General features: G+C 64.4%; 18 protein-coding genes and 1 pseudogene. 11 read left to right on the forward strand and 8 right to left on the reverse strand.

The genetic code is table 11. The features are described from left to right. Positions 1 to 70 precede the first annotated feature (70 nt). The 5 genes from AC1RUK_RS27840 (at position 71) to AC1RUK_RS27860 (ending at position 4842) form a co-directional block, all read left to right on the forward strand. Entirely contained in the window at positions 71 to 775 is a 705-nt protein-coding gene (locus tag AC1RUK_RS27840) for a CerR family C-terminal domain-containing protein (protein ID WP_481838070.1), read from the forward strand. Next, on the forward strand, positions 772 to 1725 hold the full coding sequence (locus AC1RUK_RS27845; RefSeq protein ID WP_481838069.1) for an HlyD family secretion protein: 954 nt from the start codon (positions 772 to 774) through the stop codon (positions 1723 to 1725). The genes AC1RUK_RS27840 and AC1RUK_RS27845 overlap by 4 nt, the downstream gene beginning before the upstream one ends. After that, the gene (locus AC1RUK_RS27850; protein WP_436170051.1) at positions 1722 to 2642 is read left to right on the forward strand and encodes an ABC transporter ATP-binding protein; all 921 of its coding nucleotides are present in this window, start codon (positions 1722 to 1724) and stop codon (positions 2640 to 2642) included. Before AC1RUK_RS27845 ends, AC1RUK_RS27850 begins: the two co-directional genes overlap by 4 nt. Further along, positions 2639 to 3775 carry an ABC transporter permease gene (locus AC1RUK_RS27855; RefSeq protein ID WP_481838068.1) on the forward strand — a complete coding sequence of 379 codons (1137 nt, stop codon included), beginning with the start codon at positions 2639 to 2641 and terminating at the stop codon, positions 3773 to 3775. Before AC1RUK_RS27850 ends, AC1RUK_RS27855 begins: the two co-directional genes overlap by 4 nt. A 101-nt stretch (positions 3776 to 3876) precedes the next feature. Next, complete coding sequence (locus tag AC1RUK_RS27860; RefSeq protein ID WP_481838067.1) at positions 3877 to 4842, forward strand: MBL fold metallo-hydrolase; 966 nt, start codon at positions 3877 to 3879, stop codon at positions 4840 to 4842. An 88-nt stretch (positions 4843 to 4930) separates the two neighbouring features. Here AC1RUK_RS27860 and AC1RUK_RS27865 read toward each other — a convergent pair whose 3' ends face one another. Then, on the reverse strand, positions 4931 to 5911 hold the full coding sequence (locus tag AC1RUK_RS27865) for a threonine ammonia-lyase (protein ID WP_481838066.1): 981 nt from the start codon (positions 5909 to 5911) through the stop codon (positions 4931 to 4933). Positions 5912 to 6102: 191 nt separating this feature from the next. Beyond that, positions 6103 to 6426 (reverse strand): hypothetical protein, encoded by a 324-nt coding sequence (locus AC1RUK_RS27870; RefSeq protein WP_481838065.1) that lies wholly within the window; start codon positions 6424 to 6426, stop codon positions 6103 to 6105. Positions 6427 to 6601: 175 nt separating this feature from the next. On the opposite strand from AC1RUK_RS27870, the gene mbfA reads away from it, so the two are divergent. Then, positions 6602 to 7585: an iron exporter MbfA gene (gene mbfA, locus AC1RUK_RS27875; RefSeq protein ID WP_481838064.1), complete on the forward strand. Its 984-nt coding sequence runs from the start codon at positions 6602 to 6604 to the stop codon at positions 7583 to 7585. A gap of 7 nt (positions 7586 to 7592) precedes the next feature. On the opposite strand, the gene AC1RUK_RS27880 is transcribed toward mbfA, so the two are convergent. Together AC1RUK_RS27880 and AC1RUK_RS27885 are read right to left on the reverse strand one after the other, a co-directional pair. Then, entirely contained in the window at positions 7593 to 7937 is a 345-nt protein-coding gene (locus AC1RUK_RS27880; protein ID WP_481838063.1) for an antibiotic biosynthesis monooxygenase family protein, read from the reverse strand. Beyond that, a complete protein-coding gene (locus AC1RUK_RS27885) occupies positions 7934 to 8266 on the reverse strand; it encodes an NIPSNAP family protein (RefSeq protein ID WP_436170044.1) in 333 nt (110 codons plus the stop codon). The genes AC1RUK_RS27880 and AC1RUK_RS27885 overlap by 4 nt, the downstream gene beginning before the upstream one ends. Before the next feature lie 180 nt (positions 8267 to 8446). Between AC1RUK_RS27885 and AC1RUK_RS27890 the strand changes: the two genes are divergently transcribed. After that, on the forward strand, positions 8447 to 9121 hold the full coding sequence (locus AC1RUK_RS27890; protein WP_481838062.1) for an ArsR/SmtB family transcription factor: 675 nt from the start codon (positions 8447 to 8449) through the stop codon (positions 9119 to 9121). Positions 9122 to 9227: 106 nt separating this feature from the next. Here the strand turns inward: AC1RUK_RS27890 and ligD are convergent. Further along, a pseudogene (gene ligD, locus AC1RUK_RS27895) lies at positions 9228 to 10424 on the reverse strand (DNA ligase D); the annotation flags it as partial. A gap of 421 nt (positions 10425 to 10845) precedes the next feature. Between ligD and AC1RUK_RS27900 the strand changes: the two are divergent. From AC1RUK_RS27900 to AC1RUK_RS27915, 4 genes are all read left to right on the forward strand, one after another. After that, positions 10846 to 10992: a hypothetical protein gene (locus tag AC1RUK_RS27900; RefSeq protein WP_006200592.1), complete on the forward strand. Its 147-nt coding sequence runs from the start codon at positions 10846 to 10848 to the stop codon at positions 10990 to 10992. A gap of 179 nt (positions 10993 to 11171) precedes the next feature. Next, positions 11172 to 11633, forward strand: a complete 462-nt coding sequence (locus AC1RUK_RS27905) for a thiol-disulfide oxidoreductase DCC family protein (protein WP_481838061.1) — start codon at positions 11172 to 11174, stop codon at positions 11631 to 11633. 24 nt (positions 11634 to 11657) lie between these two features. Continuing rightward, positions 11658 to 11846: a hypothetical protein gene (locus AC1RUK_RS27910; RefSeq protein ID WP_481838060.1), complete on the forward strand. Its 189-nt coding sequence runs from the start codon at positions 11658 to 11660 to the stop codon at positions 11844 to 11846. Further along, positions 11818 to 12249 carry a DUF4166 domain-containing protein gene (locus tag AC1RUK_RS27915; RefSeq protein WP_481840146.1) on the forward strand — a complete coding sequence of 144 codons (432 nt, stop codon included), beginning with the start codon at positions 11818 to 11820 and terminating at the stop codon, positions 12247 to 12249. Before AC1RUK_RS27910 ends, AC1RUK_RS27915 begins: the two co-directional genes overlap by 29 nt. A 108-nt stretch (positions 12250 to 12357) precedes the next feature. Here the strand turns inward: AC1RUK_RS27915 and AC1RUK_RS27920 are convergent, their stop codons facing one another. From AC1RUK_RS27920 to AC1RUK_RS27930, 3 genes are all read right to left on the reverse strand, one after another. Continuing rightward, the gene (locus AC1RUK_RS27920; RefSeq protein WP_481838058.1) at positions 12358 to 12723 is read right to left on the reverse strand and encodes a DUF1850 domain-containing protein; all 366 of its coding nucleotides are present in this window, start codon (positions 12721 to 12723) and stop codon (positions 12358 to 12360) included. Beyond that, complete coding sequence (locus AC1RUK_RS27925; RefSeq protein ID WP_481838057.1) at positions 12720 to 14810, reverse strand: TRAP transporter permease; 2091 nt, start codon at positions 14808 to 14810, stop codon at positions 12720 to 12722. The genes AC1RUK_RS27920 and AC1RUK_RS27925 overlap by 4 nt, the downstream gene beginning before the upstream one ends. A gap of 182 nt (positions 14811 to 14992) precedes the next feature. Then, positions 14993 to 15952, reverse strand: a complete 960-nt coding sequence (locus AC1RUK_RS27930; protein ID WP_481838056.1) for a TAXI family TRAP transporter solute-binding subunit — start codon at positions 15950 to 15952, stop codon at positions 14993 to 14995. Between the last annotated feature and the right edge of the window lie 160 nt (positions 15953 to 16112).

Raw genomic sequence — 16112 nt, forward strand, 5'->3', positions numbered from 1 at the left:
AGGCTCGGGATGGCAAGCCGAAGCTGAGAATCAATTTGACCTTAATCAATCGATTGATTAAATCAATCTCATGGGCAGGAAAACGAGCGCCAAACCTTTGCATCGCGAAGCTTCGCCTGCCGACCAAACACGTGCTGCACTGGTGCATGCGGCACTCAAGCTGTTCGGGCGGCAAGGCTTCGACGGCACTTCGACACGCGAGATCGCGGCCGAGGCGAAAGCCAATATCGGCTCCATCGCCTACCACTTCGGCGGCAAGGAAGGGCTGCGGGCCGCCGCCGCCGACTATATCGTCGACACCATCCAGGTGATAGCCGGGCAGGCCACCGGCGCGGCCCAGGCGGGCTCACCGTCCACTCCCGAGGCGGCGCGGGCGCAGCTCTTCACGGCGTTGGAGCGGATGGTGGGCTTCATCGTGGCAAGCCCGCAGGCCGGCGAGATCGTACAATTCGTACTTAGAGAGCTGTCGCATCCAACGGCGGCGCTCGATCGCATCTATGGCGGGGTGTTCGAGCCGACGCATCGCCGGCTCTGCCAGATGTGGGAACAGGCGACGGGCGAGGCGGCCGAAAGCGAGGCTACCCGGCTCACCGTGTTCACGCTGATCGGCCAGGTCATCTATTTCCGCATCGGCCGCGAGGCAGTCATGCGCAGGATGGGCTGGCGCGAGATCGGCGAGACCGAAGCCGCCAAGGTGGTGGCGGTGACGGCGGACAATCTCGGCGCGATTCTTACCGCCCATAGTCTGGCCGCCCGCAAGGAGGGCAAATCATGAGTTTTCTCTGTTCGCTGCCGCTTGCCGCCCAGCTGTTCGGCGCCTGCGCGCCCGCCGCACCTTTAGCCGTCGGCTATGTCGAGGGCGACTATGTGCTCCTGGCGCCAATCGAGGTGGCGCAGGTCGAGACGGTCGCGGTCAAGCGCGGCGACCGTGTCGCGCCGGGCACGCCGGTGGTGACGCTGGAAAGCGCCGACGCAAAGATCGCCGTGGCGCAGGCCGAAGCGGCGCTCGCGCAGGCTGAGGCGCAACTTGCGGACCTTCAGGTCGGCAAGCGTCCGGAAGAGATCGCGGTGCTGAAGGCGCAGGTCGACATGGCCAAGGCTCAGGCCACCAACGCCAGGCGCAGATACGACCGCGCCAGCGACCTGTTCAAGCGCGGCACCGGCACGCAGGCTGACTACGACACGGCCTCAGCGACGCTGGAGACCGCCAATGCGCAGGTCGGCCAGGCGGAGGCCAATCTCGCCGTCGGCGGTCTGCCGGCGCGCCCCGAAACGATCAAGGCCGCCGACAACCAGGTCAAGCAGGCGCAGTCGGCGCTGGAGCAAGCGCAATGGCGGCTGTCGAAGCGCGTGCTGGCGGCACCCTCGCCCGGCCGCGTCAACGACGTGATCCGCAATCCGGGCGACACCGCCGGGCCGACCGCGCCGGTGATTTCGATGCTGCCGGACGGCGCCTTGAAGCTCAGCGTCTACATTCCGGAAAGCGCGTTCTCGTCCGTCAAGGTCGGCACGCTGCTCGGCGTCCATTGCGACGGCTGCGGGCCGGATGTGAAGGCGCGCGTCAGCTATGTCTCGCCCGACCCGGAGTTCACGCCGCCGGTGATCTACTCGCTCGAGAACCGGCAGAAGCTGGTCTATCTGGTCGAGGCGCGGCCGGAGGGCGATGCGGGTGCCCTGCAGCCCGGGCAGATCGTCGACGTCGATCTGGCGGATGGCGCTAAATGAACGCCATCGACGTCCATGGCCTGGTCAAGCGCTTCGGCGACAAAACCGTCGTCGACCATGTGACGATGACGGTGGCCGAGGGCGAGATCGTCGGTTTCCTCGGGCCGAACGGCTCGGGCAAGACGACGACCATCCGCATCATGTGCGGTCTGCTGACGCCGGATGAGGGCGAGGGCACGGTGCTCGGCTTCGACATCCGCACCGACAGCCTCAGCATCAAGCGCGAAGTCGGCTACATGACGCAGAAATTCTCGTTCTACGAGGATCTGACGATCGGCGAGAATCTCGAATTCGTCGCCCGGCTCTACCGGCTGAAGCCGGTGGAGGAGCACGTGGCGCGAACGCTGGAAGACCTTGGTCTGACCACGCGCCGCAACCAGCTCGCCGGCACGCTGTCGGGCGGCTGGAAGCAGCGGCTGGCGCTTGCGGCCTGCATCATGCACAAGCCGAAGCTGCTTCTGCTCGACGAGCCGACCGCGGGCGTCGACCCGAAGGCCCGGCGCGAATTCTGGGACGAGATCCATCGCCTCGCCAGCGGCGGGCTGACCGTATTGGTCTCCACCCATTACATGGACGAGGCCGAGCGCTGCCATCGGATCAGCTACATCTCCTACGGCAAGATGCTGGCCACCGGCACGGTGGAAGAGGTGGTGAAGAATGCCGGGCTGACGACTTTCGTGCTGCAAGGTCCGCGCCTCGACCAGGTGGCCGAAGCGCTGCAGGGCCGGCCCGGCGTCGACCAGGTGGCGCCGTTCGGCGCGACTCTGCATGTCGTCGGCTCCGACAGGAGGGCGCTGCAGGCAGCACTCGCCGATGTCGAGAAAAAGCATAAGGGTGTGACGGTGGCGCCGGGCGAGACCAGCCTCGAGGATGTCTTCATCCAGTTCATGTCCGGCTCGAAGGACAATATGGCATGAACAGCGTCTTTTCCTTCGCCCGGCTCGGCGCGCTGCTGATCAAGGAGTTCATCCAGATGCGGCGCGACCGCATCACCTTCGCCATGATGCTCGGCGTGCCGCTGATGCAGCTGGTGCTGTTCGGCTATGCCATCAACAACGATCCGAAGAGCCTGCCGGCCGCGCTCGTGGCAACGAGCAGCGATCCCTATACACGAGCCATGGTTTCGGCGCTGCAGACCACCGGCTACTACCGCTTCGACCATGTCGCGCAAAGTGCCGCCGAAGCCGAGTTCCTGATGTCGCGCGGCGACGTCGCCTTCGTCGTCACCATTCCCGCCGATTTCGCCCGCCGGGTCGAGCGCGGCGACAGCCCGCAGATCCTGATCGAGGCCGACGCCACCGACCCGGCGGTGGCCAGCGGCGCCATTTCGACGCTCGGCACCGTCGCCAACCAGGCGCTGCTTCGGGCGCGCGGCATGCAGGAGGCCGCCGCCGAGAGCGCCAAGGGCCAGCTCGAAGTGGTGGTGCATCGGCGCTACAACCCCGAAGGCATTTCGCAATACAACATCGTGCCCGGCTTGCTCGGCGTCATCCTGCAGATGACGATGGTGATGATGACCTCGATCGCGCTGACGCGCGAGACCGAGCGTGGCACGATGGAGAACCTGCTCGCCATGCCCACCAGCCCGCTCGAAATCATGATGGGCAAGGTGTTGCCTTATCTGGTGGTCGGCGCGGTGCAAGTGGTGGTGGTGCTGGCGGCGGCAAAACTTCTGTTCGCCATTCCCTTCACCGGCTCGATATCGCTGCTCTTGACCGCCGTGCTGATCTTCGTGCTGGCACTGGTGCTGCTCGGCTACACCATTTCGACCATTGCCCGCACGCAGATGCAGGCACTGCAGCTGACCTTCTTCTTCTTCCTGCCGTCGATCATGCTGTCCGGCTTCATGTTCCCCTATCGCGGCATGCCGGACTGGGCGCAGATCTTCGGCGAGATCCTGCCGCTGACGCATTTCCTGCGCATCATCCGCGCGGTGATGCTGAAGGGCGCCGAATTGCCGGCCGTGGCGACCGAGATCGGCTGGCTGGTGGTGTTCGTGGCGCTGTTTGCCGGCGTGGCGCTGGTGCGGTTCAGGCGGACGCTGGATTAGGGTCAGGAAATGCATAGGCTCTGGATGCCGATCGGAGCTGTGCGCGGCACCAGAATTGGATAGAATGGCGGCCCCTATGCATCGTCAGGCGGGCCGCTCCCATGAAAGCCGTCGATACTGCAGAGATCATCTTTCTGGTCGACAACGCGACCGACAGTCTCTCGTCGAATCCTGGTTTCGTCGAGACCGAGTTCGCCCGCCACCGCCGACAGGGGATGCAATGGCTAACCGGGAAATGCCTGTGCTGCGCCGCGCATGGGCTGTCCTGCTTGATCACCGCCCGGACTGGACCCGCCAGCCGCTCACTCCTGTTCGACACCGGGCCCGAGGAATGGGTGTTTGAGCGCAACGTGGTCAGGCTCGGCGTCGATCTAGGGGAAGTCGGCGCGGTGATGCTGTCGCATGGTCACTGGGATCATGCCGGTGCAATGCCGCGCGCCCTCCAAATGATCACGATGAGCAATGGCGGGCAGCGTATCCCGACCTACATGCATCCCGATATGTTCGCCTTGCGCGCGACCAAATCCGGCGATGGGCAGTTTCGGCCGATGGAACTGGTGCCGAGCGTGGATGTCCTGTCCGGAAACGGCGCCGATGTCATCATTACCCGAGATGAGCTGCTGCTTTTTGACGAGACGTTCTATGTGAGCGGCGAAATCCCTCGCGTGACCCGGTTCGAACGCGGGTTTCCCGGCCAGTATCGCCAGACCGCGGCAGGCAGTTGGGAGCTGGACGAAGTAATGCCGGACGAGCGTTTCGTGGCGATCAACGTGGCCGGCAAAGGGCAAGTCGTCTTCACCGCCTGCTCGCACGCCGGCCTGATCAACGTTCTGACGCACGCCAAGGCACGGTTTCCGGATATCCCGCTCTACGCCGTGTTTGGCGGCTTCCACCTCTCCGGGATCACCGAGCCAAATATCCCGGAGACGGTCGAAGCGCTGGCGCAGTTTGACCTGCAATTGATTTCACCCGGGCACTGCACGGGTTGGCGCGCCATGAGCGCACTTGCGGCCGCCTATGGCGAGAGGGTCGCTCCATCTGCGGTCGGCAAGACGTTCGTGCTTTGACGACTCCCGTGGGCAGAGCTATTTGGCCCCACGCCCTCCGATCCTTGCAAGGTGAAAAGAGGCGCGCGACCCCGAACCCGTCTTCACCCTAGGCCGCCGACATGATTTCCGCATAGGTGCCGAAATCGACATTGCCGCCGGAGAGCACCACGGCGACGCATTTGCCAGCAAGGTCGATCTCGCCCGACGACAGTGCCGCCAGCCCGACGCTGCCGCCGGGCTCGACGACCAGCTTGAGATGGGCCATGGCGTCGCGCATCGCCTGTCGCGTTGCCTGGTCGGAGACGGCAATGACGCCGGAAAGGTTTTTGCGGTTGATCTCGAAGGTGATCGCACCCGGCTCGGCGACGAGCAGCGCATCGCAGATCGATTGATGACCGGGCTCGTTCATGACCCTGGCGCCGTTGGCCAGCGAGCGGCGGGTGTCGTCGAAATGCTCGGGCTCGACGCCCCAGACCGAGGTGCCCGGGGAAGCGTCCTTGACCGCAATCGAAATGCCGCTGGAGAGGCCACCGCCGCCGCAGGGAATGACGACGGCGTCGAGGCTTGCACCAAGCGCCTTTGCCTGGCGTATCAGTTCGAGGCCGATGGTGCCCTGACCGGCGATGATCCTGGGATCGTCGTAGGGCGGCACAAGCACCATGCCCTGCTCGATGTAAGGGCGAACGACGGTCATGCGGTCCTCGCGGACGCGGTCGAATGCAACCACCTCGGCGCCCATCTTGCGGACATTGGCGATCTTCATTGCCGGCGCGTCGGCCGGCATGGCGATGATCGCCTTGACACCGAACATCGCAGCGGAAGCAGCGACGCCTTGCGCATGGTTGCCCGACGAAAACGCGACGACGCCGCGGCTGCGCTCCTGTTCGCTGAGCGACGACAGCTTGTTGTAGGCGCCGCGGAACTTGAACGAGCCCGTGCGCTGCAGCGTCTCGGGCTTGAACAGGATGCGCCCGCCGAAGCGCTTGTTGAGTTCTTGCGATTCGATCAGCGGCGTTTCAACGATCAGGCCGGAAAGGCGGGCAGCAGCGTGGTGGATGTCGGCAATGCCGGGAAGGGTAGCGGTCATGGGGATGGCCTTGCAGGAAGGTGGGTCCACTCATGGTGCACGGAAAATGCGGCAGCATGCCAACGAAAAAATGTGACCGTTACAAAATCGCCTTTGCCTCAGACGGGGCCTGCTGCCTCCGGCAGCTCCCCGGTTCGAACCCTTTGAAAGGTCCACAGAACCTTTCAATTCGCCTGCGGCGAACCTGGTCCTCACCCCAGCAATGTCTTCCGTCGCTTGCCGCCACCAGCCTTGCGCCAGGCGTTGAAGCGGTGGGTGGCGGCGGCGAAGGAGATCTTCATCTGCTGGGCGACCGAATAGCGCGACTTGCCCTCGTCGAACATGCGGTAGCAGCATTCGACGCCCTCCTCGGTCAGCTTGCCGTCGGGCGTCTTGTTGTGCGGGTTGGCGGGATCGAATTTTTCGACCTGCTGCTCGACCAGGCCTTTGAGGCGCTGCAGATCGGCCTCGATGCTGGCGATGAGGTCGAGGACGGGCTTTGGGTCAAATGTATATGCGTGCGGCCTATCGGTCATCCATGGCTTCCTTCTTTGGCTTAGGTTTACCTATATAAGTGAACGTTCGCCGATAATGAAGGGCTGGCGACACTGGCCCGGTTCAACATTTTTTGAACCTTCCCGGTGATGCGTGATTGACCGGCGATGCCCAAACCCCTAGTTTAGAATGGTTCTAAACTAGGGTGACTTCCTCATGCTTTCCCGTGTTTTCGGCTTCGGCCGCCGTTCCTTCGATTCGCTGTCCGAGCAGGAGATCCTGGCGCTGGCGATTTCTTCCGAGGAGGATGACGGGCGCATCTACCGCGCCTATGCCGACGGACTGGCGGAAAGCTTCCCGCAATCGGCCAAGGTGTTCGAGGCGATGGCGGAAGAGGAGGACGGCCACCGCGATTCGCTGATCGAGCTTTATAGAAAACGCTTCGGCGAGCGCATTCCCCTGATCCGGCGCGATCATGTGCGAGGCTATTACGAGCGCAAGCCCGACTGGCTGGTCAGGCCGCTCGGCATCGACGCCGTGCGCCGGCAGGCCGAGGCGATGGAGCGGCAGGCCTATCTGTTCTATGTCGAGGCGGCCAAACGCACCACCGATGCCTCGACCAGAAAGCTGCTCGGCGATCTGGCGGCGGCCGAGCAGGGCCATGAGAGCTCGGCGCATCAGCTGGAACAGGAACATGTGCCAGGCGAGGTCAAGATCGAAGAGGCAAGCGCCGAGCAGCGCCAGTTCATCCTGACCTATGTGCAGCCGGGGCTGGCCGGGCTGATGGACGGGTCGGTGTCGACGCTGGCGCCGATCTTTGCCGCGGCGTTTGCCACGCACGACACGTTCCAGACTTTTTTGGTCGGGCTTGCCGCCTCGATCGGCGCCGGCATCTCGATGGGTTTTACCGAGGTCGCCTCCGACGACGGCAAATTGTCGGGCCGCGGCTCGCCGGTGAAGCGCGGGCTGACCGTCGGCATCATGACCACGCTGGGCGGCTTGGGCCACGCGCTGCCCTATCTCATCCCGTTCTTCTGGACGGCGACGGTGGTGGCGGCCGTAGTGGTGTTCTTCGAATTGTGGACGATCGCCTTCGTGCAGAACCGCTACATGCAGACCCCATTCTGGCGCGCCGCCTTCCAGGTCGTGCTGGGCGGCGCGCTGGTGTTCGCGGCCGGCGTGCTGATTGGGAATGCTTAGCTATCCTTCAGCCATTCACCGCCCGGCTATCCGCAGGCGCCTCGGCCCTCTCAGTCAACCCATAGTCACGCACGACATGCGCAATCCGCAAACGGTAGCCGGCAAAGATTCCGCCGCGGCCGGCCTTCTGCGCCTGCCGGTGCTCCTCTGTGTTGCGCCAGGCCTTGACCGCCTCCTCGTCGCGCCAGAACGACAGCGACAGGATGCGGTTCGGATCGACAAGGCTCTGGAAGCGCTCGATGGAGATAAATCCGTCGATGCCGTCGAGCAGCGGGCGCAGTTCGGCCGCGATGCCGAGATAGGCGTCGCGCTTGCCCGCTGCAGGCTCGACCTCGAAGATGACGGCGATCACGGCAGCACCAATTTGGCGTGCGGCCCGGAAGCGAGCTTCAGGAACATGCGATCCTCCTTCAGGATGAATTTTTCCCGCCTGGCGAGTTCGTAGTTTGCCTTGCCGGCCGGATCGGCGGCAAGCCTGGCGCGGTAGGCTTCGTAGGCCGCGAGGCTGTCGATGTTGTAGGCAGCGTAGGCGGTGGTGGCCGAGCCTTCATGCGGCGCGAAGTAGCCGATCAGGTCGGCGCCGCAGCGCGGGATGACCTGACCCCAGTTGCGAGCATACTCCTCGAATGCCGCCTTGCCGAACGGATCGATCTCGTAGCGGATGAAGCATGTGACGGTCATTTTTGTCTCCTCGTCAGCTTGGGTCTGTTACGGCGACGCTTCGAGCACGGTCGAAACATTGCGCGCTTGCCTATGCTAGGCAATTCGATGTCAGGAGCGTTGTGGCGCTCATCGCCATCTCCTTGATCTGATCGCAGGATAGTGGTTTCCTCGCGAGAATGCTTCGATGAGGAACGAACTATGCGTGAAGGACCGGATATTGCCCGCATCGCCAGCCTGGTCGGCGATCCGGCACGGGCAAACATGCTCTCCGCGCTGATGGGCGGCACGGCGCTGACGGCAAGCGAACTGGCGCTGGAGGCCGGCGTGTCGCTGCCGACCGCCTCTTCGCATCTGTCGAAACTGATGGAGGGCGGCTTGCTGACGCTGGCGAGCCAGGGGCGGCACCGCTACTACGGCCTCGCCGGCCCGCAAGTGGCCGGCATGATCGAGGCGATCACCGGCGTCGCGGAAGCCGTCGGTCCAAAGCGGGTGCGGCCAGGCCCGCGCGACGCGGCGATGCGCCTGGCGCGCGTCTGCTATGACCATCTCGCCGGCGAGCAGGCCGTGGCGATGCTCGATCGCCTCGTCGACAGGAACGTTCTGGTTCGCGAGGAAAAGGAAATCCGCCTCGGGCCGTCGGCCGCCTCGCATTTCGCCGCGCTCGGCATCGACGTCGAGACCAAGGCGCGGCGGCCGGTCTGCCGCGCCTGCCTCGACTGGAGCGTGCGGCGCTCACATCTCGCCGGCACGCTGGGAGCAGCGATCTTCGACAAGATCCTCGCCGAAAAATGGGCGCGACGCGAAAAGGACAGCCGGGCGGTGGTGTTTTCACCGACGGGCAAGCAGGCGTTCGAGAAGGTGTTTTTGGGCTGACGGGCTAGAGCAATTCCAGGAAAAGTGTGAAACGGTTTTCCGTCCGGAATTGCGTCAAAACAAACAGATAGAGCGGTTTTGCGTTTCCGCGAAACGATGAACCGCTCTAGCCGCGCTTGAGTGGCTTACCCAGCTTGAAGAAGTCCTTCCACGGATCCGCTTCCGCCAGCCGCTTCAGCGTCGCCTTGTCGCCGATGGCAAAAGCGTTCGGCGCCAGCCGTTTCTCGATCTCCGGCCATGTCACCGGCATCGACACCGTCGCTCCCTTCTTGGCCCGCGACGAATAGGGCGCGACCGTTGTCGAACCGCGGCCGTTGCGCAGATAGTCGACGAAGATTTTTCCCGTGCGCGCTTTCTTCGACAGTGTCGCCGTGTAGCGGTCGGGTGCGGCCTGTTCCAGCGCACGGGCGAAATCATGGGCGAAGGTCTTTGCCTCCTCCCAATCTGCCGACGGTTTCAGTGGCACGACGACATGATAGCCCTTGCCGCCGGATGTCTTGACGAAGTTTGGCAAGGACAGCTCGTCCAGCCGGGCGCGGATGTCGAGCGCTGCCTCGCGCACCGCCTTGACGTCGACGCCCTCGTCGGGATCGAGATCGAAGATGATCTGGTCGGGCTTCTCCAGTTCGTCAACGGTGCAGCCCCAGATGTGGACCTCGACCACGCCGTATTGGACCAGCGCGGCGAGGCCGTCGAAATCCCGGATGAACAGGATCTCCTCGCCGTCCGTCGGATCCTTCATCCTCAAAATCTTGTCGTGCATGCCGGCCGAAGCATGCTTCTGGAAGAAGCGCGGGCCACCGATGCCGTCCGGCGCTCGCACCAGGCTGAGCGGCCGGTTGACGACGAACTTCTGCATGCGCGGCCAGACCAGCGCGTAGTGATCGAGCAGACCCTGCTTGGAAATCTTCTCGTCCGGCCACAGCAGCTTGTCAGGGTGCGACAGCTTCACCGAGGTCTTCGCGGTTCCGGCCGAAGTGGCCCTCGGTGCCACCTTGGCGCCATCCGCCTTCAAGTCGCTCCCGGCCTTGCCGGTGGCTTGCTTCGGCTTTTCCTGCACGACTTCCTCCGCCGGCTTGTCCTCACGCAGTCCCTGGAACGAGGCGTGGCGGATTATACGGTCGGATGTCCAACTGCGGAACTCCACTTCGCCGACGAGTTCGGGCTCGACCCAGACCAGTCCCTTGCCTTTCGGCACGGCGGCGGAGAAAGGCGAGGTTTTGGCCTTGAGGCCGTCGAGCCGCTTCTTCAGATCCGCGGCCACCTTGCCGGAGAAGCCGGTGCCGACGCGGCCGGCATAATGCGCAGGTGACCAGCGAAAGCTTCAGATAACCCTTCCAGGCGGGACGCGGCGCCATGGCGAACTCCCTCTGCGATACGGCTTAACCCGAGAACGGACAGAGCCCATTCCGGTTCCGGCGGGACGCGCGGCAAGGCTGGAAGCCTTTTTTGGGCGCGCGCACGGAAATTTCGTCTGGGGGCCAAGCGTTGAAACAGAACCGCGCCCAAGCGACATCCAAGCGAAACATATGTGATGCAAAAGTCACACAAGCCGAAATGCCGACAGACTGCACGGAAACACCGCGAATCAGCCGCATTCCGGCCACGAACCAGGGCGTTTCGGACCAGAAATTAACATCACGTTCACCGACTATTCACGCCTCAACGCTATCATCCCAGGCAATTCGGAAGGGACATCCGAAATCGGGACAGGGACAGGGAAAATGAAGTTCTGGAATCACATCGCCGGCTACGCCGTCGCCCTCCGCGAGTTCGTCGCGCCGACCTACCGGCCGGAGCGCTATTACATGCGCGGCCCGGGCCCGGCCTGCGCACGCCGCGGCAATTCGCTGGGCATCAGCGCGCACTGATCATGACCGTCGAAAGCCGTCATGACAGCCGGATCTGCAAACCGGCCGACAATCATCGCGCAACCACCTACCGCGCCGAGCGCCCCGCGCTGGCCGACGGACGGCGTGCGACAACGCCAGGGCTTTGATGCAGCCATCGGCTGGCTTAGTGTCCAAGGACATGAGCAGCCGAGGCAATCGTGACCGACGTCATCAAGCCAACCTCCGTTCCTGAACCAGCCCCTCTTCCTGAATCCTTCGACGCAAGCCATCCGCTGATCGTCTTCGACGGCGTATGCGTGTTCTGCTCGGGTTTTGTCCGGATGGTGATCCGGCTCGACCGCAAGCAGCGCTTCCGCTTTGCCACGGCGCAGTCGCCGTTTGGCGAAGCGCTGTTTCGCAAGCACGGCCTGCCGACCGACAGCTACGAGACCAATCTGGCCCTCATTGACGGCGCCGCCTTCACCCGCCTCGATAGTTTCGTCGTCGTGATGGCCGAACTGGGCTGGCCGTGGCGGGCGGCCAAGCTCCTGCTGCTTTTGCCACGCCCGCTGCGCGATTGGCTCTACGATCGCATCGCCAAGAACCGCTATGCCCTGTTCGGCAGACGGGACAGCTGCGAGATTCCGTCAGCGGCGATGCGGGAGCGGCTGATTGGCTAGGCATCGGAACCCAGGAGCATTCGTATGAAGGTTCTGATCGTCGGCGGTTACGGAACCTTCGGCGGCCGCATTGTCGAATTGCTGGACAGCGAGCCGCGCCTGACGCTGATCATCGCCGGACGTTCGCCCCCCAAGGCGGAGGCCTATTGCAAACGCCGCGCCGGCGCCGCGCAAGGGCGCGCCAGTGTCGAGCGCGGCCCGGAATATCCTTAGCCGGCTAGCGGCCTGGTTGGTCGGATTTCCCAAAGCGAATGCCGATGTCCCGGTGCGGGTCCGTTTCGAAATAGATTCGAACGGCGAGACCTGGACGCGGACTTTCGGCACGCACAGTTTTTCCAGCCGCCAGTTCGCCGGGCGTGGCCGCTCCGAGCGGTTGCTGTGCGAGCGCTTCGGGCCGCTGAGCTTTGCGATGGCGCTGGTTGCCGAGGAGAACCGGTTGTCGTTGGTGCTGCGCCGCTGGAGCCTTCTTGGCCTGCCGTTCCCGATGTGGCTCTGCCCGCGCTCGACCTCCTACGAGACGGTCGAGGATGGCCGCTTCCGTTTCCATGTCGAGATCTCGCACCCGCTCACCGGATTGATCGTGCGCTATCGAGGCTGGCTTGAGCCCAAAGCCTGATCCATCCCGACAGGATCGGGTTGGATCGGGCTTTATCCTTTTGTTTGACCATGATCCTTGCCGAAAAACCGGGTTCCACTTTTTGCTGCGCTGACCTTCGGTTCGGGATCATGGCCCGGCGCACGATTCCAGCACGATCGTGTCGCCAGCCGCCTTGCCCAGTTCGCGGCAGCCCTGATCCGTGCACAGCGTCCAGCCTTCGCCGGTCGCGCCGGATGCGGCGAGCACGAGGCGCGGCTGCAGCCCGATCCCGGGCCTGTAGGACCACCAGCCATCCCGCAACACCGCGCCCTCGGGCGGCTCCATGCCGGCGCCGGACCCTTTCACGCGTGCTTCGACGATCTGTAGGCCGGAGGGCGTCACCGTCCAGTCTTCCTGCCAGCGCGTCCTTTCCACCGAGTGCGTCCAGGACAGGGTGAAGGCGGTGACGGCCAGCGTCACTGTTTTGCCGGCGGCGAGGATGCAGAGGCTCATGCGGTGCCGGAGGCCTGGCGTGCGCGCCAGACATGCCAGCCGATCCAGATCAGGGAAAGCGTCCAGCCGGCTTCGTCGGTGAGCGGCAGTGCCGCGACCAGCAGCACGCCGGCGGCAAAGGCGACCAGGCGTTCCCACCAGGCCATGCGCCGGACGAGGAAGCCGACGGCGGCCGCACCCCAGAGCACGATGCCCATGCAGGCCTTGACGACGACATAGGCGACCTCGACCGGATAGCCGAACTGGGCGGCGAGCGGGCCGGCATCCTGCAGCATCAGCGCCGGCGTGTAGACCGCCATAAACGGCACGACGAAGCCGGCAATGGCTAGCTTGGTCGCCTGGACGCCGATCTTGAGGCCGCTCTCCTTGGCCATGGGTGCGGCGGCGAAGGCGGCCAACGCTACGGGCGGGGTGAGGTCGGCCATGATGCCGAAATAGAAAACGAACATGTGGCTGACCAGCAGCGGCACGCCGAGCGACAGCAGCGCCGGCCCGGCCAGCGACGAGGTGATGATGTAATTGGGGATGGTCGGGATGCCCATGCCCAGCACCAGGCAGGTGAGCATGGTCAGCACCAGCGACAGGAACAGGTTGCTCTCGCCGATCGAGATGATCCAGCCGATGAAGGTGGAGGCGATGCCGGTAAGCGTCAGCGTGCCGATGACGATGCCGACGATGGCGCAGGCGATGCCGACCGGCAGCGCGTTCTTGGCGCCCTCGGCTAGCGAGTCGATGCAAATGACAAGCGTCTCACGACCGCCCTTGAAGGTGACGCAAGCGACGATGAGCGCGGCGATGACGAGGCTGAGGATGTTGACGCCGAACTTCATAAAAGAGGCGGCGGCAAGCCCCAGAGCCATCCAGAAGACGACACGGAAGGCAAGCGGGCCGATCAAGGCCGCCAGGGGCGTGCCGAGGATGAGCACGATGGTCAGCGCCAGGCCCATCGTGCCGGCGAAGATCGGCGTGTAGCCGGCAAACAGGAGATAGACGAGCGCGGCGAGCGGCAGCACCAGCGGCCAGTGTTTCTTCACCGCGTCCCAGGGGTTTGGCAGGTCGGCCTTGGCCATGCCGTGCAGGTTCGCCTTGCCGGCCTCCAGATGCACCTGCCAGAAACAGGCGCCGAAATAGAGCAGCGCCGGGATGATCGCCGCCTTGACCACCTCGGCATAGGGGATGTTCAGCGTCTCGGCCATGATGAAGGCGACCGCGCCCATCACCGGCGGCATGATCTGGCCGCCCATCGAGGAGGTCGCCTCGACGGCGCCGGCGAAGGCCGGGCGGAAGCCGAAGCGCTTCATCAGCGGGATGGTGAACTGGCCGCTGGCCACGACATTGGCGACGCCGGAACCGGAGATGGTGCCCATCAGCGCCGAGGACAGCACGCAGACCTGCGCCGGGCCTCCGCGCCACGAGCCGACCAGGCCCAGCGCGAAATCGTTGAACAGGGCGATCATGCCGGCGCGTTCGAGAAAGGCGGCGAAGACGACGAAGATGAAGATATAGGCGGCCGAAACATAGACCGGCGTGCCGTATATGCCTTCGGTGCCGAAGGCGAAGGTGTCGACCAGCTGGGCGAAATCATAGCCGCGATGGATAAAGGGCGGCGGCAAATGATTGCCGACGAAGCAATAGCCGAGGAAGACGAAGGCGATGACGGCAAGCGGCAGTCCCATCAGCCGCCTGGCGGCCTCGAAGACCAGCACCACCAGCAGCGAACCGACGATCAGGTCCGGCGTGGTCAGGAAGCCGGAACGGCGTATGAGGTCGGCATAGAACACCCAATTGTAGAGGCCGGTGCCGAAGCCGAGCAGGCCGAGCGCCCAGAACGCCGCTTTCGCCGGCAGGGTGCTGGCGCGCAGATTGGCGATCAGGGCAAAACCGAGCAGCAGCAGGAAGCCGACATGCATGGCACGCACCACCTGGCTGGGCAGGCTGCCATAGGCGGCGACATAGATCTGGAAGGCAGAGAAGGCGATGGCGATGAGAAAGGCGGCCTTGCCGGCGATGCCTTCGCCAAAGCCCGGCGGCAGGCCTTCGATGGGCTCTTCGGCGGTTGGGGAAAGAACGGTCGGGGTTTCGGTCATTGGCGGGCTCCTGGCGAGGCGTTCCCCTCCCCCACGAGGGGAGGGTGGACAGCCGCCGAAGGCGGATGGACGGGTGGGGTAGCCTCAACCGCCTCGACCTTTGCCTAAAGGTGGAGCGTGTCGCCGAGAACCCCTCCCGGCCCTGCGGGCCACCCTCCCTCAAGGGGGGGAGGGGGGCGGGCTTACTTGATGAGCCCTTTCTCCTTGTAATACTTCTCCGCACCCGGATGCAGCGGCACCGGCATGCCGTCGAGCGCCTTGGCCGGATCGATCGCCTTGGCGGCGGCGTGGGCGGCGGCAAGCTGGTCGAGATGCTCGAACATCAGCTTGGTCATCTGATAGGCGGTCTCGTCGGAGACGTCGGCGTGGGTGACGAGGAAATTACCGACGGCGGCAGTCGCGACATCCTCGCTCTGGCCTTCATAGGTGCCCTTGGGGATAACCACCGAAAGATAGGGCGAGCCGATCTTGGCGACGGCATCCGCCGGCACGGCCACGACGTTGATCGGCATGGAGGTGGCGAGGTCGCGGATCGAGGCGACGCCAAGGCCGGCCGATTGCAGCGTGGCGTCGAGCTGGCGGTTCTTGATCAGCTCGACCGATTCGGCAAAGGGCAAATACTCGACGCGGCCGAGGTCCTCATACTTCAGCGCGGCGGCGGCGAAGATGGCGCGGGCGTTGAGCTCGGTGCCGGAGGCCGGTGCGCCGACCGACAGGCTCTTGCCCTTCAAATCGGCGAGCGTCTTGATGCCGGACTCCTGGCTGGCGACGATCTGGATGTAGTTGGGGTAGATGGCGGCGATGCCGCGCAGCTTGTCGAGCTTGCCCGGGAAGCCGGCTTCGGTGTTGCCCTCGGCGGCCATCTTGACGGAATCGCCGAGTGCGAAGGCGATCTCGCCCTTGCCCTGCTGCAGCAGATTCAGGTTCTCGACCGAGGCCTTCGTCGCCTGCACCTGGGTGCGGGCGCCCTCTATACCCTTGCCGTAGATCTCCGACAGCGCGACGCCGAGCGGATAGTAGACGCCGGAGGTGCCGCCGGTCAGCACGTTGATGAATTCCTGCGCCCCGGCCGGCATCGCGCCAAGGCCAAGCGACAGCGCCATTGCGCCGACAGCAACAAGTTTCGTCCTGAAATTGAGCATCGTGATTTCCTCCCTTAAATAGCGGCGCCGCACTGCCCTCCTCGGCATGAGCGGGGCGAGTTTAGACGGCAGACGGCAAATGCCAACCCGCAATTGCAGCCATTAGACGAACGGTTGAGTGCTGCCGCGGTGGGCGCCGGCTTGCGCATGATGCGACCAA

This window comes from Mesorhizobium monacense (genome assembly GCF_056781675.1).